Consider the following 24,690-nt stretch of genomic DNA (forward strand, 5'->3'; position numbering starts at 1 on the left):
CGTGGAGGCTCGGAGCCAGACCCCCAGGGGAGCCCGCCGAGCCCGCCGGGCTCACTCGAAGTGCGCGAGCCACTCTCGGAGGATTCGCTCCAAGACCCTCCGGTCTCTCGGCGCCACCAGGTCCAGCAATCGCTGTTCGTTGGCGATGTGGTCGGTGAAGGCCGCATCGATGACCTCGAGCCCCCGCGCCGTCAGGGAGACGACCCGGCCGCGGCCGTCCTCCGCGCGGGGACGCCGCGTGATCAGACCGTCCGCCTCCAGCCGGTCGAGCCGCTTCGCCATCCCGCCGGTCGTGATCATCGTCCAGTCGGCGAGTTCGCCGGCGCTCCGCTCGTAGGGCGCTCCGGCACGTCGCAAGGTCGCGAGCACATCGAACTCGCCCTCGGAGAGGCCATGACGCCGGTAGACGTCGACCAGCTCCTCCGTCAGGCGCGCCGCGAGCCGATGCAGCCGCCCGAACACGGCTTGCGGGGCGACGTCCAGGTCGGGCCGCTCGCGCTCCCACTCGGCCGTGATCCGGGCCACCCGATCCGTTTCCCTCATGCAGGGAATATATCTTGCCAGAAAGCTATTTTAGCTTCCATGGAAGATATTCGACGATGGCTCCCCCTCGCCGCGATCGCCCCGATCGCCTGGGGGAGCACGTACTTCGTGACCAGGGAATTCCTGCCCGACGCACCGATCTGGGGCGCCACCATTCGAGCCCTGCCGGCCGGGCTGCTTCTCCTGGCGCTCGTACGAAGGCGGCCCCGCGGTTCCTGGTGGTGGAAATCGGCCGTGCTGGGCACCCTGAACGTGGGGGCGTTCTTCGTGCTGATCTACGCAGCGGCCCAGCTCATGCCCGCCAGCATCGCGTCGACCATCATGGCGTTCTCCCCCATCGCACTCGCGCTCATCGCCTGGCCGCTCGTCCACGAGAAGCCGAACAGAATGCGCCTCGGTGGCGCAGCGGTCGGCGTCGCGGGGGTGATGGTGATGCTGTGGGGCGGCACGACGAGCGTGAGCGGCACGGGGATCGCCGCGTCCGTCACAGCGATGGTCATGTCGGCGGTCGGCTTCCTGCTCGCGAAGCGATGGAACCCCGATGTCGGAGCACTGGCGTCCACCGCATGGCAACTGACCGCCGGCGGACTGCTTCTGCTGCCTGTGGCCGCGGTGATCGAGGGGCCACCTCCCGCCGTGAACGGAGCGACGATCGCCGGCTACGCCTATCTGAGCCTGGTGGCCACGGCACTCGCCTACGTCGCATGGTTCACGGCGCTCGGCCATCTGCGGGCGGACTCGGTCGGACTGGTGGGCCTCCTCAATCCTGCCGCCGGGGTCCTGCTCGGCGTCCTGATCGCGGGCGACACCCTCGAACTCCGCCAATGGGCCGGACTGATCGTCGTGCTCCTCGGCGTCGCGACCCCGTTCGCCGCGAAGCTCGTTCCGCCGCGGGTCACCGCAACTCGGCAAGGCTCATCGCGACCGCTCGCCGGACCCGCGGAATTTCCAGCGCGGCGCTCATGACGCCATTCCGTATCGCGCGCGCGGCAGGATTCCTCAAAGTAGCGACCCGCGTCGTCCGGTCGGTCAACCTGACGACCTCCGCCGCGACCGGACGCCGGCGCAGCTCATAGTCATCAAGCGACGCCTCGGGGGATCCGTTGAAAACGGCTGTCAGCCTCTCGGCGAGGTCCACGGCGTCCTGAATGCCCGTATTCATCCCCTGGCCGCCCGCTGGGCTGTGAACGTGGGCCGCGTCTCCGACGAGGAGCAGCCGACCATTGCGGTAGCGGCTCGCTAGCCGATGGTGCACGCGGAACCGTGATGACCAGACGACGTCCCGCACCGAGCCGGTGCGCGGACCTCGAACGGCGAGCAGAGCCTGGATGAATCCGGCGTCCGGCTGGTCAGGGGCTTCGTCGACGGTGGCGACGATCCGATGCCGACCACCGGGCAGAGGTGCGACGACCGCCAGGCCGGCCGGCGACAAGAACAACTGGACCTCGTTCCGCGGAAGAGCCCAGTCCAGCTGCACGTCGCCAAGGACGAAGCTCTGCGGATACTGAGCGCCCTCGAAAGGGATTCCGGCGGCCTCGCGAACCGTGCTCCGCATTCCGTCGGCCCCGACGACAAATGCGGCATCGACGTCCGTGTCGCCCTCAGCGGAGCTCAGCCGAACCCGAACAGCGGTCTCGGACTGCACGACTGCGCTCGCTCGTGTTCCCCAACGGACCCGCACTCCGAGCTCGTCGAGGCGGCCGCGGAGGATCTCCTCGGTCCGCGATTGAGGCAGCATCAGCGTGTACGGAAACGGGGTCGGCAACCCGGAGAAGTCCACACGGCCGAGGACGCGGTCCCGGTCACGCAGGGTGAACTCCGGGACGATGACCCCTTCCCCGACAAGGGATTCGGTGACCGCTGACTGGCGAAGCACCTCGAGAGTTCGAGCATGGATGACGGCCGCGCGGGACGTGTTGGCTCCCCGAGGGGCGGCGTCGACGACGACCACGGACACGCCCCGACGCGCCAACTCGATGGCCGTGGTGAGCCCAGCGGGCCCGGCTCCGACGACCAGAACCTCGACTCGATCCATGTCCGTTCCCCTCCGGTCAACGCGTGTTGGCCTACAGGCGTTGACTTTATCCATGCGCGCTGTCGAAAGTCAACAAGCGCTGACTATGATGAAGCGATGAGTGAGACCGCGAGACGATCCGACCGCAGCAAGGCCGCGATTCTGGCTGCCGCCCAGAGCCAGTTCCAGCAGCACGGCTACGAGGGCACCACTCTGCGCGCCATCTCCGCGGAGGCCGGGATCGATGTCGCGATGCTCATTCGCTACTTCGGCAGCAAGCAGGGGCTTTTCGATGCGGCAACCGACATCGACCTTGACCTGCCCGACCTGACCTCGGCCGATCCGGCGGAGGTCGGGAGCATCCTCGCCGAGCATTTCCTCACCCAATGGGAGGGGCCGAACGGTCCGGCACTCCGTGCATTGCTGACCGCCGCCCTGCCCGGCACAGCGCCTGCCGCACGCATCGCGGATGTTTTCCGGAGCCAGGTGGCGCCCGCACTTCGGTTGGCTCTCGCGGACGACCCCGAGTACGCCGATCGTGCGGCACTCGTATCCAGTCAGCTCCTGGGCTTCGCACTGGGCCGCTATGTCTTGAGGCTCCCACCGCTCCTCGGACTCAGCCGAGAATCAGCCACCCGCCTGCTGGGCGCGGCGATCCAGTCGACGATGAGCGGAGGATCGGATGATCACTGAAAGGACCGGCGACACCGCCCAGGATCCGCCGTCGAGGACGCGATATTCACAGATTTCTGAAATTTGTGTATTGTCGCTTTCGTGACGCCACCCCTGCGGGCTCGCTATTCCCAGACGAGGCCGGCTACACCATCGCCGCCCTCTGCGTCCTTCCATTGCTTCTACTCAGCACTGTTGTCCTGCTCGCCAGGAGAACGAGAACGACGCCCTGAGAAGATCGGACTGCTCCAATGCCCCGCGCACTCGGACTGCGGTCGGTCGCTAGTATTCTGTGGCGTGCCGAAGCCAGCGAGTCCGCCGCCCGAACCGCCGCAGGCATTGACGGAATTGATCGACGAGGTCTTCCGCACCAATGGGATGTTCCTCGCCGAGGGAGACGAGCTCATGTCGGCTCTCGGGTTGACCGGCCGGAGCTGGCAGGTCCTGGGTTTCCTCGCCGACGGGGCGGTGACCGCTTCAGAACTGGCCCGGCGCCGTGGACTTCGTCGGCAGAGCGTTCAAGAGGCGGTGAACAAGCTGATTGCTTCGGGACATGTCAGTCGTCGCTCGAATCCCGCCGACAAGCGCGCTCCGCTCCTGGAGTTGACCGCGCGGGGCCGCGCCACAATGGTCGAAATCGAGGCGATAAGGATCGAGTGGACGAACCGCCGGGCGGCTGCGGTGCCGGAGGAGGACTTGCGCGCAGCCATCGCCGTACTCAGAAAACTGCGCGAGACTCGATAGACATTCACCCCGTGTCGGAATTTTCCGTAATCAGAACTGGTGCCTCGCGCCGCCTATCCCTGCACCAGGCACACGATGTGGCCGTCCCGATCTCGAACGACGGCCATCGCCTCGCCCCAGGGTTGTAGAGCAGGCGGATCGACCACGACACCGCCCATACGGACCCATCGCGAAACAGCCGCTTCGAGGTGGGCGACGGTGAAGCTGATCGCCACCGCCGTATCGGAGGGAACGGCCGACCGCTGGTGCAGCATGATTTCGATGTCGCCTCCCGTGGACAGCGAAGCGATCTCCGAACTCAGTCGGCTCACTTGAAGCCCGACGATGTCACGATAGAAGATCAAGGACTCCGGCAAGGAGGTCACCGAGACGATGACACGCCTCACACGGGGAAGACTGCTCGCGAACGAGGTCGGGTTCATACCAGTCATCATGCATTTATGACAGGCAACTGTCAAACGCGTTTGGTCGGTCCGCTCTCGTCGTACGCCCCGGCCACGGCGGAGACGGCCGCGTCGATAACCTCGCCGACACGATCCTCCGGCAGTCGACCCGCGGTCACGAGCGCCCCGATCCCCTCCACCGCGGCGGCGGCGACGTAGACAAGCGGCCCGGGCGGGTCGCCCGGCGCTTCACCGAGGACCTGCGCCCCGAGGGCGAAGAACTCGGAGGCCGCGCGCTGCACGGGCGGCCTATCCGGCTTCGAGCCGAACATCAGGGCAACGAGGGGACCGTTGTTGACGGCGAACTCGACGTACGTCGTGAAGTACCGGCGCAGCCGTGCCCGCCGGTCCTCGGCTTCGGCGGCGAATCGCAGGGCGGCCGTGAGCTCCTCGAAGCCTCTTGCAGCGATCGCCGCGAGCAGTTCGTCACGGTCGGCGAAGTGCCGGCGGGGCGCCCCGTGGCTGACGCCGGCACGTCGAGCCAGCTCGCGCAGGGTCACCCCGTCCACCCCCTCCTGCACCAGAAGCCGCCGCCCGTCTGCGATCAGCGCCTCCCGAAGAGACCCGTGGTGGTAGGCCGATTCCATGCGACCAGTCTAGCGGTGATGTAGGCATTGACAACAATGTTGCCACTGACTACTCTCACCTTCATGCCTGATTACGATGCCTCCTCCCTCCCCGATCTCCGCCATCGCACGGTCGTCATCACCGGCGCCTCCAGCGGGATCGGCGAAGCCACAGCCACGTTCCTCGCCGCCGCGGGCGCCCGCACCGTGCTCGCAGTGCGCAACCCGGACAAGGGGGCGGCCGCGGCTCGCCGCATGACCGGCTCCGTCGACGTCCGCGAACTCGACCTGGCGTCCCTCGACTCCATCCGGAGCTTCGCGCGAACCTGGGATTCCCCCATCGACATCCTGATCAACAACGCCGGCGTCTCCGCCCGGACGCTGCGGCGCACAGCCGACGGCTTCGAACTCGACTTCGGCACCAACCACCTGGGCCATTTCGCCCTGACCGCTCTGCTGCTGCCCCAGGTGACGGGCCGCGTGGTCACCGTGGCGTCGCAGGCGGAACGCGCCGCTCGCCTCGACCTCGACGACCCGAACTGGGAGCGACGACCCTACGTGCCGAGCCGCGCCTACAACGACTCCAAGCTCGCGAACCTGCTGTTCACAGCCGAACTGGAACGACGGCTGCGCGCCGGCCGCTCGCCGGTCAGAGCTGTCGCCGCCCACCCGGGCCTGGTGACGACGCCCATCTACGACAAGCCCGCGGATGCGCAGCGAACCTTCTGGGACCGCATCCTGCCGGTGCTCGGTCAGGACGCGGCACATGGGGCACTTCCCCTTTTGTTCGCAGCCACCGAAGACGTTCCCGGCGGAGGCTTCGTCGGTCCACAGCACCTGATGCACATGCGCGGAGGAGCACAGCTCATCCGGCGCTCGAAGGCAGCCGCGGATCCAAAGCTCGCGGGCCGCCTCTGGGACATCTCCGAGGCATTGACGCGCGTGGCATATCCCGGCTGAGGCCGTCTCCCGGGCGTGGACGACCGGGCGGTCAGCTCGTCGACATGGGCGCGGGCGTGGCCGCTGGCGAGGGCGTCCCCGTCGTGCTCGACGTGTTCGCCTTGGCTCCCAGATGAACGATCCGAGTGGCGTTCACCGTGCTCCCGGTGCGGGTCCCGATGATCCCGACCCGCTGCCCGACCGCGAAGGAGGAGGCACTCGCGGGTTTGTTGGCGGTGCCGTATGCGGTCGAAGACCCCACAGTCACTGTGAGTGTCTCGCCGGCTGCGGAGCGGATGGTCCAGCTGGTCGCCGAGATCCCGGTCACGATGCCGAGGAGGCCGTGTCCCTGCTTCCGCGCTCGCGCCGCGGCTTTCGGTTGAGCAGCGACGCGAGCAGCGGTCGGAGCACTGGCGGATGAAGCCACGGCCGTCGAGACTCCCCAGGCCGTGGCACCGGCGACGAGGACAACCCCGAGCGCAGCCGCGGCGACGACAAGAGCCAGAGGCTTACGGCGCAGGTACGATCCGGTGGGCGAGGAGGCCTCCGCCTGCCCCGCGCTCGTTTTCATCGCGTCCGTGACGGCTGTCCCCGCTGGGCGAAGGGGTGAGAAGGAAGGCGCAGGGAGGGGCTGAGTCACTTCGGGAAGCGGCGCGGTCGGGAGGTCGTCCATCCCGTTCTCGCTGTCGTCTGGCTGGTCGGGCCGATTCGTGTCCATGCCGACAACATTCTCGCCAGCAGATCAGACGACCACTCGGGGAATGTAAGCGGAAGGTAAGGCTTGCCGGTCGCGAACCGCCGTCCGCCGACACCTTTACCTCATTCTTACGTAGCCCTGCCGCGATTCGAACACTGAGCGCGCTGAATCGAAGGGTGAAACCCACGCCTCGCCTTTTCGGCACTCCCGGTTCGGCACTGATTCCCTGGCTGCGGACGCCCGTCGGCGTGGCGGTCGCGATCGTGTCCGCCCTGCTCCTCGCGGCCGCGACGGCCGCCTCGACCGCTGCGGCCGTGACCGCGTCCGCCCCGCCGCGCGTGGTGACCACCGGCTTCCCGTCCGGAGGCACAAACCCCGGCATCTTCACCGACACCTGTGCGCGCGCCAAGACCGCACCCGACGACCCGATCATGATGCCGGGAATGACGGGGATGTCCATGCAGCACGACTTCTTCGGCAACCCGGCCGTGAACGCGTCGGCCACAGCTGCGGCACTACGCGGCGGCTCCACCACCTGCTCGACCAGCGCCGACGCCTCCGCCTACTGGACCCCGGTGGTGTACCAACACGGGGAGGCGCTGACGCCGCAGCGCACGCTGCTCTACTGGCGCACACGACCAGGCACGGCGGCAACGACACGGACCATGCCGCAAGGAATCAGCCTCATCGCCGGAAATGAGACGGCGACCGCACCGCAATCCACCTCCGTTGTCAATTGGACGTGCACCACCGGCGCCGACGGCCACCCAGCCGCCGCAGGATCCCTCCCGCACGATTGCCCGGCGGGCACGCAGCTGCGCCTGGTGATCTCCTTCCCCGACTGCTGGGACGGCCACACGATGGACGGCCGCGACCGGTCCGGTGCCGTCTACGCCACAGCGGCCGGCTGCCCCTCCTCGCATCCCGTGCACATCCCCCAGCTCGTGCTCCACGTCACCTACCCGACAAGCCGCGGCGACGGCATAACGCTCTCCACCGGCCCGCATACGCAAGGCCCCCCGGTCACCGGACATGCCGACTTCATCAGCGGATGGCAGCAGAACCGCATGGACGCCGACGTCGCCGCATGCGTCACCGCGCAAGTGCGGTGCGGGCCCGTCGTCGGCGCGGACGCGACCCCCCGTGGCGGACGAGAGCCTCGTGGGAGCGGACGGCGAGTAAGCCCATGAGTGCGGCTTGGTCAAACGCCCGGATGGGGAGAAACCGCTCAAGGCGCAAATGCCCTGTGTTTGGTGACTGTCAGCCTCGATCGTCGGGGTCCTCGCCGGTGCGTCGTCCGTTCTCTAGCCTCGCCATTTCCGCCATGTCTGCGCCGTCGAGGTCGAAAGAGTAGACATCGAGATTGGTTCGGATTCGAGCCGGAGTTGTCGATTTCACGATCGGAACGGTGCCCAGGCGGAGCTGCCACCTGAGAACGATCTGCGCAGGAGTCACCTGGTGCTTGTGCGCCAGTCGTTGCACTGTGTCTTCGGTGAGCATTCGCCCGCGGGCGAGTGGTGACCAGGCCTGCGTGACGATTCCGTGGGTGTCGTGGTAGCGGCGCAGGTCCCGCTGAGGCAGCCAGGGGTGCAACTCGACTTGGTTGACCACCGGTGTCGTCCCGGTCTCGGCCATGAGCCGCTCCAGATGGTGGACGTGGAAGTTGGCAACTCCGATAGAGAGTGCCCGACTTTCCTTCTGAAGCCGCTGGAGTGCGCGCCAGGCCGGGACGTACTGGTCGAGTCTCGGCGCCGGCCAATGGATCATGTACAGGTCCACGTAGTCCAGACCCAGACGCCTGAGACTGGCGTCGAACGCGCGGAGCGTGGAGTCGTACCCGTTATCGGTCCACCATACCTTGGTGGTCACGAAGAGGTCCTGCCGCTGAATGCCGCAGCCGCGAACGGCCTCGCCAACTTCGGTCTCGTTGTCGTAGAAGGCGGCGGTATCGATGTGCCGATAACCGGCCTCGATCGCGACGGCGACCGTCTCCGCTGTCGCGCTCCTTGGGATCTTGTACACGCCGAATCCGAGTTCCGGCATGAGCCGCCCATCCCGCAACGCGATCTCAGGAACCGACGTCGGCGAATTCACGGTGACCATTCCTTGTATCGAAGGCTCCGGCAAGTGGCGCCGCTGAGGGCGACGGCAGGGTCTGGAAGAACGCATCATCACCATCGGGCGGGGCCGCCCGGGGGAATGCGGCCCCGCCCTCGGGTCCTCTCGGGTATCGCGCCGAGCTCCGAGAGAACGATCGGTGCTTGAGATCAGGGGACTTCACCCGCGTGCGCTCACCGGTGCGTGAGCTGACGTTCGGCGCATGATCGGACCGCTGAAGTCCGGATCGTTGCTGGCCGCGCGGTCGATGATGAGCTCACACTGTGGATGGCGGTGGAGTGCACTGATCGGTAGATCGGAGCTCACCTCGCCAGTGAGACACCGCGCTATTGCGGTCGCCTTCGAGGCGCCGGTCGCGACGACGGCGATGCGCCGGGCGCGCAGGATGGTGGCAATGCCTTGTGTGATGGCATGCTCCGGGACTGCGGTCTCGTAAACCAGCGTGGGCGCGTTGTCGAGTCTGGTCATGTCGGCCAGGCGGACGCGCCTGGTACACGAGTCGAACGGGCTTCCCGGTTCGTTGAATCCGATGTGCCCGTTGCGCCCCACTCCGAGAATCTGCAAGTCGACACCGCCAAGTGCGTTCAGGCTCTGCTCGTACTCGGCGGCCTCGGCAACCACGTCGGCTGCGTCGGTTCGAAGCGTCAGCATCTGCTCGTCATCGAGACCCAACGGTCTTATGAAGTTCTCGCGAAGGACGTTCGCGTAGGAGTCGGGCGATGAGGGGTCCAGTCCGAGATATTCGTCCAGCATGACGAACCGCGCTCGGGTGAGGTCGAGGCCGGCTCTGGCCTCCTGTCCGAGCAGCTGATAGGCCAGCATCGGTGTTCGTCCGGTCGCCAGACCGATGACCGCGTCCGGTTTGGTGAGTATGGCATCACGGACTCGCGCGACCAAGGCTTCGGCAACGAGTCCGTGATGGTCTGTGACGTATAGGTTGATGGTCATGGCTGGCCCCTATCGGAAAAGGCGAGGTCGCCACTGACCCACGTGGCGACGACATTGAGGTTCTTGTCGAGGAGGACGAGGTCTGCCGTGGCTCCGGGGCTGATCTCTGGACGCCGTAGGCCCAGGAGCGCCGCCGGGACGCTTGTGACGGAAGCTATGGCCTCGGTGAGGGTGCATCCGGTGATGTCGACCAGGTTTCTCAGAGCTTGGTCGAGGGTGAGGGCGCTTCCAGCAAGTACGCCCTGGGCGTTTCGGACCGCTCCGCCCTCGACGACAACCGGAATGTCTCCGAGAACATATTTACCGCTGTCGAGCCCGGCGGCAGCGGTCGAATCAGTGACCAGGGCAATGCGCCCTGCGGCGAGAGTCCACGCTGCCCGCACGATGGCCGGGTGGAGGTGCCAGCCATCGAGGATCAGCCCGACCGTTATGCGGGCGTCCTGGATCGCTGCGATGACCGCCCCCGGCGCCCGGCCCGTGGTCGGCTCCATCGCATTGAAGGCATGAGTGACCGAGGTGACTCCCAAGTCGAAAGCGGCCAGCGCTTCGTCGTATGTCGCGGTCGAATGCCCGAGCGAGACGACGACGCCGGCATTCCACAATGCGGCGATGACTTCGCTCGCACCTGGGGCCTCTGGCGCGAGGGTCACCATGGCGACCTCTCCAGAATCGGCCCAGTCTTGAGCCTCTCCGAGGTCTGGCCGGGTGATCGAGCTGGGCGAATGCGTGCCGGCGCGATGCTCGCTGATGAAGGGGCCTTCGAAGTGGATCCCATGGACTCGTGCGGAGCCCGGTCGGTGGCTCGATACGCGGACCGCTGATATCGCTGCCTCTCTCGCTTGCGGAGGGCTGGTGATGATCGTTGGTAGGAACCGGGTGACCCCATGCCGCGGGAGCATCTGAGCGACCTGTTCGATCGACGAGGGGTCCGAGGTGAAGTCGTACCCATAGGCGCCGTTCACCTGCATGTCGATGAACCCGCACGCAAGCCAATGGTCAGCTGCCTCGAAGATGCGCAGTCGCTGAACCTGCTCGGGCCCTACGCCGACCTCGGCAATGCGCCCATCCCGAACAATGACCGTCGTCGGGCGACTGGCTGGTCCATGGTCGACAATCCGAGCGCCCCGTATCGCGAAAGTATTGTCCACGGTCTATGCCGTCCCACGGACACGTGACATGAAAGATGAGTGGAGCTGAAGAAGACCGCTAGGTCCGATGCGAGGACACTTCTCGCCGTACCGAGACTCACCGATCGGCGACACGGGGTTCCTCCTTTGATGCGTCACGCTCCGGCGAGAATGCGACCACTCCGGACTCCGCTGCCCTGTCCAGGGCGGCGAGCTTCTCGACCATTGATTCGGTGGTGCGGTGACGCCGTTCCCCCCGACCCGCTTCTTGCCAAGGATGGGGCCCCTCCAGCGGTCGGTACTCGACCCCCATCGCATCGAGCCGCGGCAGGTGCGCCGCAAGCCGGGCCTCGAGTTCGGCAGGAGCGATGGGAGCGCCGGTCCAAGCCACTTCTGCAAGCGCGCAGGCGCGCGGCCACACCATATAGTCGGCGTAGCGTTGAGAACTCACCAGTTCGGTCCATAGCTGGAACTGAGTTCCGAGTATCCGTCCGCTTGCTTCGGAGCCCCACGTTTCGGGCACCGGGTCGAACAGTGCGACATCGGCGAGAGTGACCGGGCCTCCGATTGCGAGAGGCTCACGTTCATCCTCCGCCTGGTAGTAATCGAAGTAGGTCGGCATGACCGGTGCGAGCACCACGTCGTGACCGAGATCGGCGGCTTTCCGAGCGACCTCGGTCCCGCGCCAGGCCATGACGACTCCCGGCGCCGCTTCCGAGGCGTCGCTGGCGAAAGCGTCGTCCCAAGTCACCATCGTCCGGCCTTGTTCTGCCAGCCACGAGCTGAGTCGTTGCATGAACCGTGCGAACAATTCCCGCGGCGTCCCGATGTCGTTCTGTCGCATGAACTCGGTTACCGCTGGATCACGGAGCCACTCCTCGATGAGGCCTTCGTCGCCCCCCAGATGAATCCAAGGGCTGGGGAAGAGATCGAGGATCTCGGAAAGCAATTCCTTGAGCTGTGCCTCCACATGCGGCAACGGTGAAAGAAGGGAGTCGAAGATTCCCCACTGAGTGACCACATCTCGTTCCCGGGGAGGCGACCCCCAGGCGGGATAGGACGCGAGCAGAGCCCCGGTGTGCCCGGGCAGTTCGATCTCCGGGACGACAACCACGCCACGTTCTGCCGCGTATTCGACAATTTCCCGGATGTCATCGTGGCTGTACGTGCCCCCGTGCGGGGTCTCGTCGAGAACCAGGTCCTCGTCGAAGTGCGTGACCTGGGAGCCCGAGCGCACTGCTCCGATCGTATTGAGACGGGGGAACAGGTTGCTGTGGATCCGCCATCCTTGGTCATCGGTCAGGTGCAGCTGAAGCCGGTTGTACTTGTGGGCCGCAAGAACGTCGATGAAGTTCAGGAGGTAGCGCTTCGGGAAGTAGTGCCGGGCGACATCCAGGAGTCCTCCGCGCCAAGCCAGCGCTGGTTCGTCGACGATCACACAGCACGGCAGGCTCGCCTGACTCAGGCCCACGCTCGAGAATGCGGTGACCGGAAAGAGCTGCTTCAGGGTTTGTATGGCGTGCCCGAGACCATCGGTCGTCGATGCGCGCAAGGTGATCGAGTCTTCGGCCACCCGCACTTCGTAACCCTCGGGTGTGAAGCCCGTATCGGTCCGCTCGATGTGAAGCAGAGTCGTTTTTCCGGCGGCTGACTCGCGCGGCCCCAGGATGAAGTCCAGAAGTCGCGTCAGGCGACGGGAACCGGAGTGGTCGAGCCCGACGAACTCGACATCGATCGCTCCGCTCCGGATCCGGCATTCACCCTCAAGCCACTCGAGCGACCGCGGCGAAGGAAGCAGCTCGGGAAGAGTCTTTTCCGTCACGATCACGCCCCCAGCCGGCGAAGCCGGCCCTCGTAGCGTTCCTCGATGGCGATATTGCGGTCATGGCCACCCGGAAGGTTCGCCGAGACGTACACAGGAGGTTCAAGACCGTAAGCAACGAGGGCGCGAATGGTCTCTGCCACCACGCATTGCACCAAGAAGGCAGTGGTGATGGACGACACCGCATTGACTGCCACACCTGGCTGAAGCGGCAGTATTGCGTCTCCCTCGGGGGCGCCGTTGTCCAACACGACCTGGGCCACATCCATCAGTTTCAGGCCGCTCGAGTGTCGCGAGGTGCCCGCGGAGGAGTGTGCGAGCGACGTGATGGCGATCACCGGCACCCCCGCTTCGGCGGCTGCCAGGGACAACTCGACCACGGATCCGTTGATGCCGGAATTGGACATCACAACCAACGCGTCGCCCGCGCGGACATCGCTGACGTCGTAGAGTTCGCGCCCGATGTCTGCACGACGTTCCAGAAGCGGGTCGTCGAGCAGTGATGCGGGGTGCCTTCCCAGAAGCACGAGGTCCGTGATGGAGAGTCGATTGGTCGGAATCAGACCACCCGCCCGGCCCGCCAGTTCGAGTGCGCCGGCCTGGGAGTGACCGGAGCCGAATGAGTGGACGATTCCGCCGTCGCGGATCACGGTGCTCAGCTGTGCGGCGGCGGCCCGGATACCTTCCCCATTTCGACGGAAGACCTCGGGAATGGTGGCCATGGTGGCTTCGTAGAAGCTGCCCATGTTCACTCGTCCCGGCGAGTCCACCGCGTGAATAGATGACATCCCTTATTTCTCGCTTCCTGCTGTGAGTCCAGCAACGATCTGTCTAGTGGCGAAGACGAAAATGACGATGAGGGGCAGAGACACGATGACCAAAGCGGCGAACAGCACCCCGAAGTCCGACTGGTATTGGCCGAAGAACTGCGTGAGGCCCACCGGAAGCGTGTACTTCTCTGAGGACCGGAGGAGTACGAGCGGATAGAAGAAGTCGTTCCAGATGGGCGCTGCTTGGACGATGGCCACGGTCGCAAGGGCAGGACGGATCAAGGGCAACATGATGCTGAAGAACACCCTGATCTCACCAGCGCCGTCGATCCTGGCAGCTTCTTCGATGTTCTCGGGCAGCTGCTTGAAGAAGGTGGTCAGGATGAGGATCGCCAGCGGGAGGCTCAGCGTCGAATAGACCAGGATCAAGCCCAGGTAGGAATCCACCAGCCCGAAGCTGTCAAGCAGCGTGAAGATCGGAACGATCCCGAGCTGAGCAGGGAGCAGCAAGCCCGCTAGGAAGAGCGCAGAAAGCGTCCCCCGCCCTCGGAACCTCCACCGGGCGAGAGGGAACGCTGCAAAGGCAGCCGCCGCTACTCCCAAGAGAATCGATACTGTCGTGACGAGTACCGAATTGAGGGCGAAGGTCCCGAAGGACGCTTGATTCCAAGCTTTGACGTAGTTGTCGAAGTAGAACGAAGTCGGCAAACCGAGAGGTGACTGCGAGATGTCGAGTGTAGTTCGGAACGAATTGATGAGAACGAGGAGCAGCGGACCGACCGCGATCAGCGAGTAGACGCCGAGGAACAGGTAAGTCACCGTCCCCGCACGGTTTTCCAGCCATGTGGCCGGCCTCTTCCGCTTGACTGCGGCTGCATTCACCGTCATGAGAGCCGGTCCTCTACGACGTTCACGATGCGACGGAGCACAAGGGCGCAACCGAAGACGAAGACGAAGATCACCACTGCGAGCGCTGAGGACAACCCTGTGGCGTTCGAGCCCGACCCGAAAGCGAGCCGATAGAACACAAGCCCGAGGACGTCCGTTTGGCCGGCTGGGGCTCCGTTGACCCCGCCGACAGCGTATTGAAGATTGAATGCGTTGAACGAGCCGATGAACGTGAGAATTGTGATCGTTCCGAATGCGGGGGCGAGCAGAGGAAGGGTGACATATCGGAAGATCTGGAAGCGGCTGGCACCATCGACCCTCGCCGCCGAGGTCAACTCTTCGGGGATTCCGGCCAGAGCGGCGCTGAAGATCAGCATCGGGAAGCCGATCCACTGCCAGGCGTTGATCAGAATGACGATCGGCTGCACGAGCACGGGGTCGCCCAGCCAGGGGTGGACGAGATCTGAGCGGCCGATCGCTTTGAGGAATCCGGCGAAGGGCCCATAGAGCGGATCGAGCAACAGCGTCCAGACGTATCCCACGACGAGCGGGTTGACGAGGAACGGCAGCGCGGAGGATGTCTGAAAGAAGCGCTTGCCTCGAACCCGCGAGTTCAGGAGGATCGCCAGAAGCAAGCCGATGCTGTTCTGGATGATCATCGTGCCCACGAAGAAGTACACGTTGTGGAGGAATCCGTTGAAGATCTCCCCGGCCACGGTTCCTTGGCGAAGCAGCGTGGCGAAGTTGTCGAGCCCGGCGAAACCGATGTTCTTCGCACCCGCCCACTTGAAGACGCTGAAGCTCCCAACGGCAACGAGCGGACCGAGCGTGAATAGGCTGTAGAGGATGAGCGCTGGCGCCAGGAAGACGGCGATCGTGGGAAGCCCCGGGCCCGAGCGCCGGCGAGCGCGCCGCAGCTGCTTCGGGGGTGCTTCTGGGGCTGCGGGGACCTCCGGATCCACCGGTCCGCTCGTTCTCCGCGGAACCTTCGGGAGTAGCTTTGACGTTGTCACGATGCTCCTCGGAACGATCTTGTTGTTTCCTGGCGCCAGCGCTCGTAGGCGGCGCTAGCCCTGGGTGAATTGAGTGATGCTCTGGTCGATCGCCGCTCCGACTTGCGTCGGAGACTGCGTCCCTAGCAGGATCCCCTGGGCGCCGTTCATCAGTGCGGCGTAGGGAGCTGGACTGCTCACACCGAAGTAGTCGGTGACCCAGATCATCGGAACGGGTGCGGCCTGGTAGTCGGTGATCATCTGGTTCAAAACCGGGTCGGACACTTTTACGCCCTTGACCGACGAGACCTGCTTGAGCTCGTTGGTGAACGCCTCGCCGAACTCGGCCGTCGTCATCCAGTTCATGAGCTTGATCGCTGCTGCACTGTGAGCCGACTTCGCGCTCAAGCCGATAGAACCGTCCTCGTATCCCCAGGTGGGTGTCTTGCCGTCGGCGGTCGGCATCGAGAAGACACCGATCTTGAGGCTCGGGTTGGCCGATTCGAACCCGGCCAGCTCCCACGATCCGCCGGGGAACAGGGCTGCTTTGCCCGAGCTGAAGAGCGCCTGCGAGTCCGCGTAGTTGACTCCGGTCACGTTCTGCGGGAAATACTTCGAGAGCGCCTTGAACTGGTCGAGTGCTGAGACGAAGGCGGGATCCGAGGCGTGCGCCTTACCGGCACGAGCACCCTCCACCCATTTACGGCCCCCATAGGTGGGACCGTCGAGGGCATCGAAGACATTGACCAGCTGCCACGAGTCCTTACCGGTGACCGAGATCGGCGTGTACCCGGCTGCGGCGAGCTTCTTCAGCATGGGCTCGACCTCGCGCGGCGTTGCCGGCGGCTTCACTCCGACCTTGCTGAAGATGTCCTTGTTGTAGAACACCTGCACCGTCTGCTGAGCGAAGGGGACGCCGTACTGCTTGCCATCGACCTTCGACGCCGCGAGGGAGTCCGGCGTGAACGCGGTCGCTAGCCCCGGCACCTCCTTGGTGGTCAACGGTTGGATTTGTCCCGCGTCCACGTATGGCTTGATCGAGGAGTACGGGTGCAGCATGACGAGATCAGGCCCGTTGCTACCCGATAGGCCCGTCTTGAGGACGGTCGGATACGTTGTGGCGTCGTAGCCCGTGAAGACGACGTGAACGCCCGGATTCTCCTTTTCGTACCTGGCGAAGAGCTTGTTCCAACTACTGCTCATCGGTTTCTGCCACGACCAGACGTTTATCGTCACCGGTCCGGAGCTCTTCGAACTTCCGCTAGCAGCGCAACCGCTGAGAACCAGCAAAGCGGTGGCAGCAAGCGCGATCACAGTGGTGATTCGCTTCATGACTCTCTTCCTTCATAATCGAGCGAATTTCGGTCGAACGACCGAAACGGATCGGGTTCAGCGCAGTGGGGGCGCGCTACTCGTCCGATCTCTTAGTGCGATTGGAGCGCCTTGAACTCCGGTGTGAAGCCAGCGCCCGGGATGTGAGCGTCAGAGCTTCAGTCGATATCTCATAAGTTCGCTGCGCCACGGCCGTGTACACGCAATCGATCATGAGAAGTTGTGCGTAGCGTGCGGCCAGTGACCCGTGTCGCACGGACGTGTCCTCAACCGGGGTCGTCAGCACGATGTCCGCAGCCACACCGAGGGGCGAGTTGGGAAAGCTCGTCAGAGCGATCGTCATCGCGCCGCGATCCTTGGCCTCGGCGAGGGCTTCGATGGCCTCGGTCGTCCGGCCGCTTCTGGATACCGCGAAGAACACATCACCCGGCCGCATCAGGGCTGCCGCCATGAGAGCCGCGTGCGACTCCACATGGCTCCAGACGGCAAGGCCGAGACGTGAGAGACGGAATTGGAGCTCCTGGGCCACCAACGCACTGCCGCCTGCGCCGTAGATGTTCACGCGCCGGGCTGCGACGATCGCGCTGGCAGCGGGCTCGAGGTCGGCGGCCTCGAGGAGCTCGAGGGTCCTCTGGATCGCCCGGATGTCCGTCGATGCCAGAACCGTCGCGATATGGGTCGTGGAGTCATCCGGACCGATGTCTACTCCGAGGTCGAGCTCCCAGCTCAGTTCTGGTGCTCGCCCGCTTTCCGCCGCGAGACGCAGTCGCAGTTCCGGGTATCCCGACAAACCGAGGGCCTGGCAGAACCTGGTGACGCTCGCCTGGGAGGTGCCGCAAAGTTTGGCGAGCTCGGCGATCGAGCTCGTCATCACGGCCGCCGAATCGTCCAGCACCTGGCGTGCGACTTTGAGCGACGCTTCCGGAAGCCGCGGCATCACGCTACGAATTCGCATGAGCAGATCGCCGCCTACCTCCGGGAGTTGCGGTTGATCAGTCATTGAAAAATTCTTTCATCGAGATTGACATTGAATGAATGGTAGATTCAGTCCCACAGGACGTCAAGCAGTTTTTTTGACCGGCGTCGGGCGAAGGAGCGGTAGTGACCACAAACCCCATTTGCATGGGAATCGACGCGGGAGGCTCGACGCTGCGCATCGCAAGCGGACAGCGCGGAGCCCAGTTACGCGTGTCGCGGGTTGCCGTTCCGAGCAACGTCACCACCCTTGGGCCGGAGCCGTTCAGCCACGCCATCGCCGACCAGATCGCGGCACACGTCGTCGACGGAAGGGTTCCGGATTCGATCGCCATCGGCGTTGCCGGGTTAGACCCCGACACTCGCGACGAGGTTCAGCTCCGCCTAGTGCGCGCGCTCTCGGAACGACGGCTGAAGGTGACACTGTCGGTTCACACCGATGCCGAGGTCGCTTTCGCCGTGGCCGGCGCGAAGCAGTCGGGGACGGTCTTGATCGCTGGCACCGGCGCCCTGGCGAGTCGGATCGAGGAAGGACGGGAGGTCGGGTCGGTCGACGGTAACGGGTCTGCATTGGGTGACTTCGGAGGCGGATACTGGATCGGACTCGAAGCCGCGCGAGGCGCGCTACGCGACTGGGAACTGGTCGGCTATCGTTCGCAGCTGATGTCGTCCTTGATCTCAACGTTCGATATCGACCCCGACCGGTTGAGGTGGAGCACCATCGAGAGGTTCCGCTCTCTGTCTGTCTCGGAAATCGCGTCGTTCGCCCAGGCTGTCCTGGTCAGCGCCGCTAGCAATGACGGACGATCGCTCGACGTGGTCCATCGAGCGGCCGATTATCTCGTCGAGTCAGCACTCGCCGTGAGTCGTGGTGGTGAAGTGAGCCGGCGCAAGCTCGTTCTCGCAGGCAGCTTGCTCACGCATGAGAACGCGCTCAGCCGCCGCGTGAGATCACTACTAGCGTCGCACTTCCGCGCGGTCATGCCCGCTCCCGAACCGGTGCTCGGAGCACTCGAGATCGCTTGGTCCGAGACTCGGTGAATTTACGGACCCCAACACACTTGCAGCTTCAGCGGACCGCTGATCAGCCAGTGATGACCGAATGGATCGACCACGCGGCCTTGACGAATCCCGTAGGGCTGATCAGCGACGGCGAACATCTCCTCGGCACCCATCGCGATCGCCCGGGCTGCCACGCCGTCGGGGTCAGCGGCATCCGGGTGAATGCGGACGGTTGTCCCACCAACGGATTCAGCACTGAGTGTCCGAAGTTCGACGTCTTCGGTGGCTACCCCGATCGTGCACCCGTCGATCGTCAGCACAGCGACCTGGGCACCGTCATCCGATCGGATACGTTCCGTCTCCTCAACAGCCCCGAACGCCTCACGATAAAACGCGACAGCCGCATCCACATCCTTCACGGCAAGAAATGGCTAGATCGTCGTCATCCCGACACGCTACTCGGATGCCCACGGATCGTGGGGTCGAGGTCGGACACCTGCTCAATATTCGCCAGATGACCTGTTACCGCGGAGTTACCGCAACCTCGACCAGTGGCATGAGAAAACCCCCGGATCCCTTGTGAACACTGGGATCGCGGGGGCTTGAATGTGGCGGTACCGGTGGGATTTGAACCCTAATTCGGGACCTAAAGTCCCTTGGTATACGGGCTAAATTCCGCGAAATGTCAACGAAGTTGGGCCTCTGTGGTCTCGTAGAACCTCATTCGAGCTCACACGATTGTAGTCAAAATGTAGTAAAACGCGGCTCGGTCTGGAATGTAAAATTAGTACGCTAGCACAGCAGCTCCCTCTGCGGCGAAAGCTTCAGTCCGTCTTGCGTCCCCACTCATAGCAAGCTTCCGGACGCTTTGGGCTGGCGTCGGGTCTCAGCGGCCAATCGCTCACAGGACGTGCGATCGAGCGCTCTGGGGCCACTAGAGTCCGATGTGTGAGCAAGGTGGAGGCGAATGCTTCAGTTGCCTACAGCGCTGACTTGGAGGCTCTCCAGCTGCTGGCGCTCGTGGCGGAGACGGGTAGCTTCTCGATGGCTGCTCGACGGCGGGGCTTGACGCAGCAGGCCGTGTCAGGACGGATGGCAGCCTTAGAGAGGCGGCTCGGGGTTTCGTTGTTGCAGCGGTCGAGCAAAGGCACTGTTCTCACTCCCGATGGGCAGGTGATCGCGGATTGGGCCGCACCGTTGTTGGAGGCGGCCGACCAGTTCGATGTTGCGGTGAGAACGCTTCGCGGAACTCGACAGTCCACATTGCGGCTCGCAGCGAGCATGACCATTGCGGAGGCCCTCGCCCCGCGATGGTTGAGCAGACTGCGTCGCCTCGACCCCGAAATCGCTGTCGGATTGACCGCCATAAACAGTTCGTCTGTTATTGATCTGGTCACCTCGGGGTCTGTGGATATCGGATTCATCGAGACACCGGATTACCCAGTGGACCTGATGCAGAAGCTGATCGCCACCGACGAATTGGTCGTCGTGGTCGGGAAAGGCCACCCGTGGCAACGTCGACGTTCCGGGATCACGCCGGAAGAATTGGCAGCTGCGCCGCTGGTCGCACGAGAGGGTGGCTCAGGAACGCGACGGGCCCTCGAGGAAGCTCTCGAGACTCGTGGCCTTCACCCGGCCCCTCCGTCACTGGAGCTCTCGTCGACCTCGGCCATCCGCGCTACGGTGTCCTCCGGGTCCGACGCGGCCGTTCTGTCCATCCTGGTTGTGAAGGAGCAACTAGGAGCGGGGACGCTTTTCAAAGTGCCTGTGCGCGGCATGCGCATCATCCGGCCCTTGACGGCCGTGTGGCTGTCCGGAGGCGCGGAGAACCCAGCTGTCGAACGCCTGATGAGCATCGTCCGCTCCGAGTGATGGTGCACACGGCGTCCGATCGGACCAGGGGCTGACTAGTTCCGAGAAGCTCTTGCATCGCGCGCGCAGGGGTGTACCAGCACGTCTCGTCACGAGACCCAGGGGTTTGTTTCATCCGGCGGCAATTCGGGACCGTGCTGCTCGAGGGTGTACAGCCGAATGCGATGACCGTCTGGATCCTCGATGACGATAAGCCATGCCTGGATCGCGGTGATGACGGGCGAGTGCTTGATGTGGCGCGCAGTGAGCCGCTCGTGCCACAAGGTCAGGTTCTGTCGGTCCGGCACGGCCAGTGTGATCGGGTCGAAGCCGCTGTGAGCCAGTGCGCGCTTGCTGTCTAGGCGCAGTTCGAGGAGCCCGTCGACCCCGGGAACGCGAAGTAAATAGGCGTAGAGGGCGCCGTCGCTGTGCCGGCGGTGGTCCGCCTCGGGGATTCTCGTCGCGTCGAGGGAACGCTCGTAGAAATCGAGGGAGCGGCTCAGATCGCTCACCGGGATCTTCAGGTGGTGAATGCCGTGAAGTACTGGCGTCTCAGTCATGCTGTGTTCTTTCGGTCCGTCTCGGTTTCGTTCTCAGCCGCGGGTGGGCGAGGCCCGACCCGCGCCGTGGTGGTGCACTCGGCGGCCGATCAGAGCCCGGTGACAACGGAGGTTCCACGGCGCACCGGGCCAAGGTTCTCCCCGAGGGTGCGAGTCGCGACGGTGATCCACGCTGCGACGAGGAGTGCGAACAGAGCGACCGAAAGTGCTGCGATCGCGGCGAGCCCGGTGTGCAGCGCGAGTCCGGCGGTCCCCGTCACACATGTGCCCACTGGGAAGGTGAAAGACCACCATGTCAGCGAGAACGGCAATCCCTGACGGGCGGTGCGAACAGTAATGATCGCTGCGATGCCGAGCCACATCATCGCGAAACCGAGAGTGGCGACACCATAGATGATGGCGAAGTCCATGAGAGCAACCGACAGCGACCGGTCGACGGCTCCACCGGAATTTCCGGCGAGGAGGTTCGCGGCGGTGATGCTCTGACCCAGCGGGCCGAGCACGATCCAGAGCGTCGGAACCATCCCGCGCGGACCCACCTTGTGCACGGCGAGCCGCTGCCAGATCTGAACGATGACGATGACGGAGGCGAGCAGGCTCAGCCCGAACATCGCGTAGCAGGCGAACAGGAGGGTCTCTCGGGGCTGCCCGGCCGGCAAGAACGGCAGAAGAAGGGCTCCCGTGGCCGCGGAGACCATCGGCGGGACCACAGGCATGAGCCATCCACCGAACGCGGAGTCGGCAGAGTTCTCATGCTTTGTGAATGCCAAGTATGGAACCAGCACGGCGCTGAACAGACCGCCCAGCGTTCCGAGAACCCACAGAACGACATCGACGGCTACTGCAGCTTGCAGACCGATGAGATCCTTCCCGACAAGAACCGCACCCGCGCCCACGGTGAGCAAGGCCATGGGAGGTGCGCCGTAGAAGTGCGCCATGACCGGATTCAGGTGGTGCTGCCGCGCCACCGGGGAGTGCCTCCCCCAGTGCACCGCAGTGGCTACGACCAGGAACATCAGCCACGCGGACGCCGCAACCCAGATCAGCAGGGCCGCAGTGCGCAATCCCGGGAACTGAACCGGCAGGGTCACGGCAGCATTCGCGACGATTCCCGTGCCCATGACGGAGGCGAACCAGTTGGGAGTGACATTGGAGAGAGAGAACCGGGCCATGACTCAACGATCGCCCGAGCACCACCTCACCGGTAGCCGCGGACGATTGTGACCCCACAAGGCTCCGTTGTGGGCTGGCTTAATGGGGTTACCCGGAAATCTTCTCCAGCCCGCCCCCCGCCGCAAACGCGGCAAACGCACGACCCTCGACATGAACCGAACGAGGCGAAGGAGCGGCACATGGGCAGCATCACTGTCGACGAGGAGGGGTCCGCACCGATCCAGCTGTCCTACGAGGACCAGGGCAGCGGCGAGCCGGTGGTCCTGCTGTCCGGGTGGCCGTTCGACGCCCGATCGTGGGAGCCCCAGCTCCTCCCTCTGTTGGAGGCGGGCTACCGGGTCATCAGGCCGGACCGGCGTGGCTTCGGCCGTTCCAGCGCGCCGACGACCGGCTTTGACTTCGACACGCTAAGCGGCGACGTCGACGCGCTACTGCGAGCCCTCGATGTGACCGGGGTGAACCTCATCGGCTTCTCGCTAGGCACGGGTGAAGTCGCCCGGTACGTCGGACGCTTCGGGACCACCCGGCTGCGGAGCGTCGCATTCCTGGAGAGCCTGACCCCCTCGTTCGCGAAAAGCGACGACAACCCGAATGGAGTCGACCCGGCTGGGGTGACGGGCGTGCAGGACGCGATCGCCGCAGACCGGTTCGCCTGGCTGACAGGGATGATGAACAACTTCCTCAATCTCGACGACTACGAGGGCACATTGGTCAGCGAGGACACTGTCCGCTGGATGTGGTCCACCGCCGCGGACTCGTCCCCTTACGCGACCTGGGCGTGCCCGAGGTTGTGGCTCGAGGGTTTCCATGCGGACCTTCAGCGAGTCGATGTGCCGGCGCTCATCATGCACGGAACGGCCGACCGCATCCTTTCCCTCGACGGGCAGGGTCGGCGAGCCCACGAAGCCCTCCCGGCCGCCCGATACGTCGAGATCGAAGGCGGCCCGCACATCAACCCGGTCACGCACGCGCCCGAGGTGAACCGAGAACTGCTCCGCTTCCTCTCGGATCCCGCCTGACCGGGGGGACAGCCCATCGGATAGCGGAACATCGAAAGAAGGATCATCATGTCCGACATCGTCCTCGAACCAGGCGCTCAGGCCATTGCCGACGCGTCCGCCAACCCCCCGTTCCTCTACGAACTCGACGTCGAGGCTGCCCGCAAAGTCCTCGACGACCTCCAAGCGCAACCGGTCGACAAGGTCGAGATCGGCGAAGACAAGTGGATCACGGTGCCCGCCGACGTCGGCGACGTTCGGGTCCGCATCATCAAACCCGTCGGCGCGACCGGGCTGCTCCCGGTCATCCTCTACGTGCACGGCGGAGGCTGGATCCTAGGCAACTCCGGCACCCACGATCGGCTCATCCGCGAACTCTGCGCCGGAGCCGACGCAGCCCTCGTCTTCGTCGAGTATGACCGTTCCCCTGAGGCGAAGTACCCGACAGCGATCGAGCAGGCGTACGCGACCGCGCAATGGATCACTCGGGACGGGAGCGCCGAAGGACTCGACGGCACACGGATGGCGGTCGCCGGAGACTCGGTCGGAGGGAACATGACCGCCGCGTTGGCCATACTCGCCAAGCAACGCGGCGACGTCACCTTCGTCCACCAGTCCCTGTACTACCCGGTGACGGACGCCGACCGGAACACAGAGAGCTACAAGACCTTCGCTGACGGCCCGTTCCTCCTCGCCGAGAGCATGGCCTGGTTCTGGGATGCCTATCTTCCCGACGTCAGCCGCCGTTCCGAGATCACCGCCTCCCCACTCAAGGCAACGCTCGAAGATCTTCGCGGACTACCACCGGCACTCGTGATCGTCGATCAGAACGATGTGCTGCGCGACGAAGGTGAAGCTTATGCGGCCAAGCTCGTCCAAGCCGGGGTACCGACGACGAGCGTGCGCTACAACCACGTCACCCACGACTTCATGATGCTCAACCCCGAACGCGTCACGCAGGGGACAACGGCGGCCATCGAGCAAGCCATCGACGTGCTCCGAAAGGCCCTCGGAACTCAGCGAATTTAGCGAATCTTACGGGGCGAGATCATCGATGTCCGGCGCCTGCTCTCCAGGCGCCGGGCATCGCATCGCCGACGAATGGCTCTTCATCCGTCGCCGACGAACGGAAGCTCGCGTCGCTCGACGATCTCGAGCGCCTGTTCGGGTCCGCCGCGTACCACCAGCGCGGCATGGAACTCGGTGAAGACCCGACTGAGGAACAAGGACGCTGGAATTCCCGTGACACGGAATTCGACGGCCGCCTCCGCCGGCATGTCGCCCTCTTGGGCGGTGAGGATGATCTCGCCATCGGAGCCTTGTGCCAACACCAGATCTATCGCGACGATGCGCCATCGGTCAGCATCCAGGCCGACGGCTTCGCTCAGCGATGGGTGACGGATCAAGACGTGCTGATCCGCCCACGCCTCGCCTTCCCAATCTGCGTAAGCTTCGCCGGCGTCGAGCGGACTCCATCGTCTCCTGGTCATGAAGCGTTCTCCAATCCACAGGCGAA

Annotated in this window: 27 protein-coding genes; 9 read left to right on the plus strand and 18 right to left on the minus strand. The window is 64.7% G+C overall.

The window, feature by feature from the left end; translation table 11 throughout:
- Window positions 1–51 precede the first annotated feature (51 nt).
- Window positions 52–543, minus strand: coding sequence for a MarR family winged helix-turn-helix transcriptional regulator (locus FPT20_RS12965; protein WP_158865886.1), 492 nt, complete (start codon window positions 541–543; stop codon window positions 52–54).
- A 39-nt stretch (window positions 544–582) separates the two neighbouring features.
- Here FPT20_RS12965 and FPT20_RS12970 point away from each other — a divergent pair, with 39 nt between their 5' ends.
- Window positions 583–1,509 (plus strand): DMT family transporter, encoded by a 927-nt coding sequence (locus FPT20_RS12970; protein ID WP_158865888.1) that lies wholly within the window; start codon window positions 583–585, stop codon window positions 1,507–1,509.
- Here the strand turns inward: FPT20_RS12970 and FPT20_RS12975 are convergent.
- The gene (locus tag FPT20_RS12975) at window positions 1,439–2,578 is read right to left on the minus strand and encodes an FAD-dependent oxidoreductase (protein ID WP_158868158.1); all 1,140 of its coding nucleotides are present in this window, start codon (window positions 2,576–2,578) and stop codon (window positions 1,439–1,441) included. The two genes, FPT20_RS12970 and FPT20_RS12975, sit on opposite strands and share 71 nt — an antisense overlap.
- Before the next feature lie 96 nt (window positions 2,579–2,674).
- On the opposite strand from FPT20_RS12975, the gene FPT20_RS12980 reads away from it, so the two are divergent.
- Together FPT20_RS12980 and FPT20_RS12985 are read left to right on the plus strand one after the other, a co-directional pair.
- Entirely contained in the window at window positions 2,675–3,250 is a 576-nt protein-coding gene (locus FPT20_RS12980) for a TetR/AcrR family transcriptional regulator (protein WP_158865890.1), read from the plus strand.
- Between the two features lie 276 nt (window positions 3,251–3,526).
- Window positions 3,527–3,973 carry a MarR family winged helix-turn-helix transcriptional regulator gene (locus FPT20_RS12985; protein ID WP_233265518.1) on the plus strand — a complete coding sequence of 149 codons (447 nt, stop codon included), beginning with the start codon at window positions 3,527–3,529 and terminating at the stop codon, window positions 3,971–3,973.
- Window positions 3,974–4,026: 53 nt separating this feature from the next.
- Here the strand turns inward: FPT20_RS12985 and FPT20_RS12990 are convergent, their stop codons facing one another.
- Both FPT20_RS12990 and FPT20_RS12995 read right to left on the minus strand, forming a co-directional pair.
- Window positions 4,027–4,395 (minus strand): VOC family protein, encoded by a 369-nt coding sequence (locus tag FPT20_RS12990; RefSeq protein ID WP_158865892.1) that lies wholly within the window; start codon window positions 4,393–4,395, stop codon window positions 4,027–4,029.
- 32 nt (window positions 4,396–4,427) lie between these two features.
- Window positions 4,428–5,003: a TetR/AcrR family transcriptional regulator gene (locus FPT20_RS12995; RefSeq protein WP_158865894.1), complete on the minus strand. Its 576-nt coding sequence runs from the start codon at window positions 5,001–5,003 to the stop codon at window positions 4,428–4,430.
- 63 nt (window positions 5,004–5,066) lie between these two features.
- On the opposite strand from FPT20_RS12995, the gene FPT20_RS13000 reads away from it, so the two are divergent.
- Window positions 5,067–5,942 (plus strand): oxidoreductase, encoded by an 876-nt coding sequence (locus tag FPT20_RS13000; protein ID WP_158865896.1) that lies wholly within the window; start codon window positions 5,067–5,069, stop codon window positions 5,940–5,942.
- 31 nt (window positions 5,943–5,973) lie between these two features.
- Here the strand turns inward: FPT20_RS13000 and FPT20_RS13005 are convergent, their stop codons facing one another.
- On the minus strand, window positions 5,974–6,492 hold the full coding sequence (locus FPT20_RS13005; protein WP_158865898.1) for a DUF5666 domain-containing protein: 519 nt from the start codon (window positions 6,490–6,492) through the stop codon (window positions 5,974–5,976).
- Between the two features lie 302 nt (window positions 6,493–6,794).
- On the opposite strand from FPT20_RS13005, the gene FPT20_RS13010 reads away from it, so the two are divergent.
- A complete protein-coding gene (locus FPT20_RS13010; protein WP_158865900.1) occupies window positions 6,795–7,808 on the plus strand; it encodes a DUF1996 domain-containing protein in 1,014 nt (337 codons plus the stop codon).
- 70 nt (window positions 7,809–7,878) lie between these two features.
- Here FPT20_RS13010 and FPT20_RS13015 read toward each other — a convergent pair whose 3' ends face one another.
- The 9 genes from FPT20_RS13015 to FPT20_RS13055 all read right to left on the minus strand — a co-directional run bounded on the left by FPT20_RS13015 (window position 7,879) and on the right by FPT20_RS13055 (window position 17,615).
- Window positions 7,879–8,721 (minus strand): aldo/keto reductase, encoded by an 843-nt coding sequence (locus FPT20_RS13015; protein WP_199245774.1) that lies wholly within the window; start codon window positions 8,719–8,721, stop codon window positions 7,879–7,881.
- 174 nt (window positions 8,722–8,895) lie between these two features.
- A complete protein-coding gene (locus FPT20_RS13020; protein ID WP_158865902.1) occupies window positions 8,896–9,684 on the minus strand; it encodes a glucosamine-6-phosphate deaminase in 789 nt (262 codons plus the stop codon).
- Window positions 9,681–10,832 (minus strand): N-acetylglucosamine-6-phosphate deacetylase, encoded by a 1,152-nt coding sequence (nagA, locus tag FPT20_RS13025; protein ID WP_158865904.1) that lies wholly within the window; start codon window positions 10,830–10,832, stop codon window positions 9,681–9,683. Before nagA ends, FPT20_RS13020 begins: the two co-directional genes overlap by 4 nt.
- Before the next feature lie 97 nt (window positions 10,833–10,929).
- Window positions 10,930–12,639: a beta-N-acetylhexosaminidase gene (locus FPT20_RS13030; RefSeq protein WP_158865906.1), complete on the minus strand. Its 1,710-nt coding sequence runs from the start codon at window positions 12,637–12,639 to the stop codon at window positions 10,930–10,932.
- On the minus strand, window positions 12,636–13,379 hold the full coding sequence (locus tag FPT20_RS13035; protein ID WP_158865908.1) for a sugar isomerase domain-containing protein: 744 nt from the start codon (window positions 13,377–13,379) through the stop codon (window positions 12,636–12,638). Before FPT20_RS13035 ends, FPT20_RS13030 begins: the two co-directional genes overlap by 4 nt.
- Window positions 13,380–13,424: 45 nt before the next feature.
- Window positions 13,425–14,291, minus strand: coding sequence for a carbohydrate ABC transporter permease (locus tag FPT20_RS13040; protein WP_158865911.1), 867 nt, complete (start codon window positions 14,289–14,291; stop codon window positions 13,425–13,427).
- Window positions 14,288–15,253, minus strand: a complete 966-nt coding sequence (locus tag FPT20_RS13045) for a carbohydrate ABC transporter permease (protein WP_199245776.1) — start codon at window positions 15,251–15,253, stop codon at window positions 14,288–14,290. The genes FPT20_RS13040 and FPT20_RS13045 overlap by 4 nt, the downstream gene beginning before the upstream one ends.
- Before the next feature lie 105 nt (window positions 15,254–15,358).
- Window positions 15,359–16,486, minus strand: a complete 1,128-nt coding sequence (locus FPT20_RS13050) for an extracellular solute-binding protein (RefSeq protein ID WP_158865913.1) — start codon at window positions 16,484–16,486, stop codon at window positions 15,359–15,361.
- Between the two features lie 205 nt (window positions 16,487–16,691).
- Entirely contained in the window at window positions 16,692–17,615 is a 924-nt protein-coding gene (locus FPT20_RS13055; RefSeq protein WP_158865915.1) for a MurR/RpiR family transcriptional regulator, read from the minus strand.
- A gap of 101 nt (window positions 17,616–17,716) precedes the next feature.
- Here FPT20_RS13055 and FPT20_RS13060 point away from each other — a divergent pair, with 101 nt between their 5' ends.
- Complete coding sequence (locus FPT20_RS13060; protein ID WP_158865917.1) at window positions 17,717–18,631, plus strand: N-acetylglucosamine kinase; 915 nt, start codon at window positions 17,717–17,719, stop codon at window positions 18,629–18,631.
- A 2-nt stretch (window positions 18,632–18,633) separates the two neighbouring features.
- Here the strand turns inward: FPT20_RS13060 and FPT20_RS13065 are convergent, their stop codons facing one another.
- A complete protein-coding gene (locus tag FPT20_RS13065) occupies window positions 18,634–19,011 on the minus strand; it encodes a VOC family protein (RefSeq protein ID WP_158865919.1) in 378 nt (125 codons plus the stop codon).
- A gap of 529 nt (window positions 19,012–19,540) precedes the next feature.
- Here FPT20_RS13065 and FPT20_RS13070 point away from each other — a divergent pair.
- Window positions 19,541–20,464, plus strand: coding sequence for a LysR family transcriptional regulator (locus FPT20_RS13070; protein ID WP_199245778.1), 924 nt, complete (start codon window positions 19,541–19,543; stop codon window positions 20,462–20,464).
- Window positions 20,465–20,553: 89 nt separating this feature from the next.
- Here the strand turns inward: FPT20_RS13070 and FPT20_RS13075 are convergent, their stop codons facing one another.
- Window positions 20,554–21,003 (minus strand): VOC family protein, encoded by a 450-nt coding sequence (locus tag FPT20_RS13075; protein WP_158865921.1) that lies wholly within the window; start codon window positions 21,001–21,003, stop codon window positions 20,554–20,556.
- A gap of 89 nt (window positions 21,004–21,092) precedes the next feature.
- Window positions 21,093–22,175 (minus strand): TDT family transporter, encoded by a 1,083-nt coding sequence (locus FPT20_RS13080; RefSeq protein ID WP_158865923.1) that lies wholly within the window; start codon window positions 22,173–22,175, stop codon window positions 21,093–21,095.
- A gap of 180 nt (window positions 22,176–22,355) precedes the next feature.
- On the opposite strand from FPT20_RS13080, the gene FPT20_RS13085 reads away from it, so the two are divergent.
- Complete coding sequence (locus tag FPT20_RS13085; RefSeq protein WP_158865925.1) at window positions 22,356–23,195, plus strand: alpha/beta fold hydrolase; 840 nt, start codon at window positions 22,356–22,358, stop codon at window positions 23,193–23,195.
- Window positions 23,196–23,243: 48 nt separating this feature from the next.
- Window positions 23,244–24,203 carry an alpha/beta hydrolase gene (locus tag FPT20_RS13090; protein WP_158865926.1) on the plus strand — a complete coding sequence of 320 codons (960 nt, stop codon included), beginning with the start codon at window positions 23,244–23,246 and terminating at the stop codon, window positions 24,201–24,203.
- An 80-nt stretch (window positions 24,204–24,283) separates the two neighbouring features.
- Here the strand turns inward: FPT20_RS13090 and FPT20_RS13095 are convergent, their stop codons facing one another.
- On the minus strand, window positions 24,284–24,664 hold the full coding sequence (locus tag FPT20_RS13095; RefSeq protein WP_158865928.1) for a hypothetical protein: 381 nt from the start codon (window positions 24,662–24,664) through the stop codon (window positions 24,284–24,286).
- Window positions 24,665–24,690 lie beyond the last annotated feature (26 nt).

The sequence above is a fragment of the Leifsonia sp. AG29 genome, from assembly GCF_009765225.1.
Classification (GTDB): Bacteria; Actinomycetota; Actinomycetes; order Actinomycetales; family Microbacteriaceae; genus Leifsonia.

Coding starts and splice junctions, on each gene's coding strand:
- FPT20_RS12965 (WP_158865886.1), bottom strand. CDS start 543: ATGAGGGAAACGGATCGGGTGGCCCGGATCACGGCCGAGTGGGAGCGC.
- FPT20_RS12970 (WP_158865888.1), top strand. CDS start 583: ATGGAAGATATTCGACGATGGCTCCCCCTCGCCGCGATCGCCCCGATC.
- FPT20_RS12975 (WP_158868158.1), bottom strand. CDS start 2,578: ATGGATCGAGTCGAGGTTCTGGTCGTCGGAGCCGGGCCCGCTGGGCTC.
- FPT20_RS12980 (WP_158865890.1), top strand. CDS start 2,675: ATGAGTGAGACCGCGAGACGATCCGACCGCAGCAAGGCCGCGATTCTG.
- FPT20_RS12990 (WP_158865892.1), bottom strand. CDS start 4,395: ATGAACCCGACCTCGTTCGCGAGCAGTCTTCCCCGTGTGAGGCGTGTC.
- FPT20_RS12995 (WP_158865894.1), bottom strand. CDS start 5,003: ATGGAATCGGCCTACCACCACGGGTCTCTTCGGGAGGCGCTGATCGCA.
- FPT20_RS13000 (WP_158865896.1), top strand. CDS start 5,067: ATGCCTGATTACGATGCCTCCTCCCTCCCCGATCTCCGCCATCGCACG.
- FPT20_RS13005 (WP_158865898.1), bottom strand. CDS start 6,492: ATGAAAACGAGCGCGGGGCAGGCGGAGGCCTCCTCGCCCACCGGATCG.
- FPT20_RS13015 (WP_199245774.1), bottom strand. CDS start 8,721: ATGGTCACCGTGAATTCGCCGACGTCGGTTCCTGAGATCGCGTTGCGG.
- FPT20_RS13020 (WP_158865902.1), bottom strand. CDS start 9,684: ATGACCATCAACCTATACGTCACAGACCATCACGGACTCGTTGCCGAA.
- FPT20_RS13035 (WP_158865908.1), bottom strand. CDS start 13,379: ATGGGCAGCTTCTACGAAGCCACCATGGCCACCATTCCCGAGGTCTTC.
- FPT20_RS13040 (WP_158865911.1), bottom strand. CDS start 14,291: ATGACGGTGAATGCAGCCGCAGTCAAGCGGAAGAGGCCGGCCACATGG.
- FPT20_RS13050 (WP_158865913.1), bottom strand. CDS start 16,486: ATGAGCAGTAGTTGGAACAAGCTCTTCGCCAGGTACGAAAAGGAGAAT.
- FPT20_RS13055 (WP_158865915.1), bottom strand. CDS start 17,615: ATGACTGATCAACCGCAACTCCCGGAGGTAGGCGGCGATCTGCTCATG.
- FPT20_RS13075 (WP_158865921.1), bottom strand. CDS start 21,003: ATGACTGAGACGCCAGTACTTCACGGCATTCACCACCTGAAGATCCCG.
- FPT20_RS13080 (WP_158865923.1), bottom strand. CDS start 22,175: ATGGCCCGGTTCTCTCTCTCCAATGTCACTCCCAACTGGTTCGCCTCC.
- FPT20_RS13085 (WP_158865925.1), top strand. CDS start 22,356: ATGGGCAGCATCACTGTCGACGAGGAGGGGTCCGCACCGATCCAGCTG.
- FPT20_RS13090 (WP_158865926.1), top strand. CDS start 23,244: ATGTCCGACATCGTCCTCGAACCAGGCGCTCAGGCCATTGCCGACGCG.
- FPT20_RS13095 (WP_158865928.1), bottom strand. CDS start 24,664: ATGACCAGGAGACGATGGAGTCCGCTCGACGCCGGCGAAGCTTACGCA.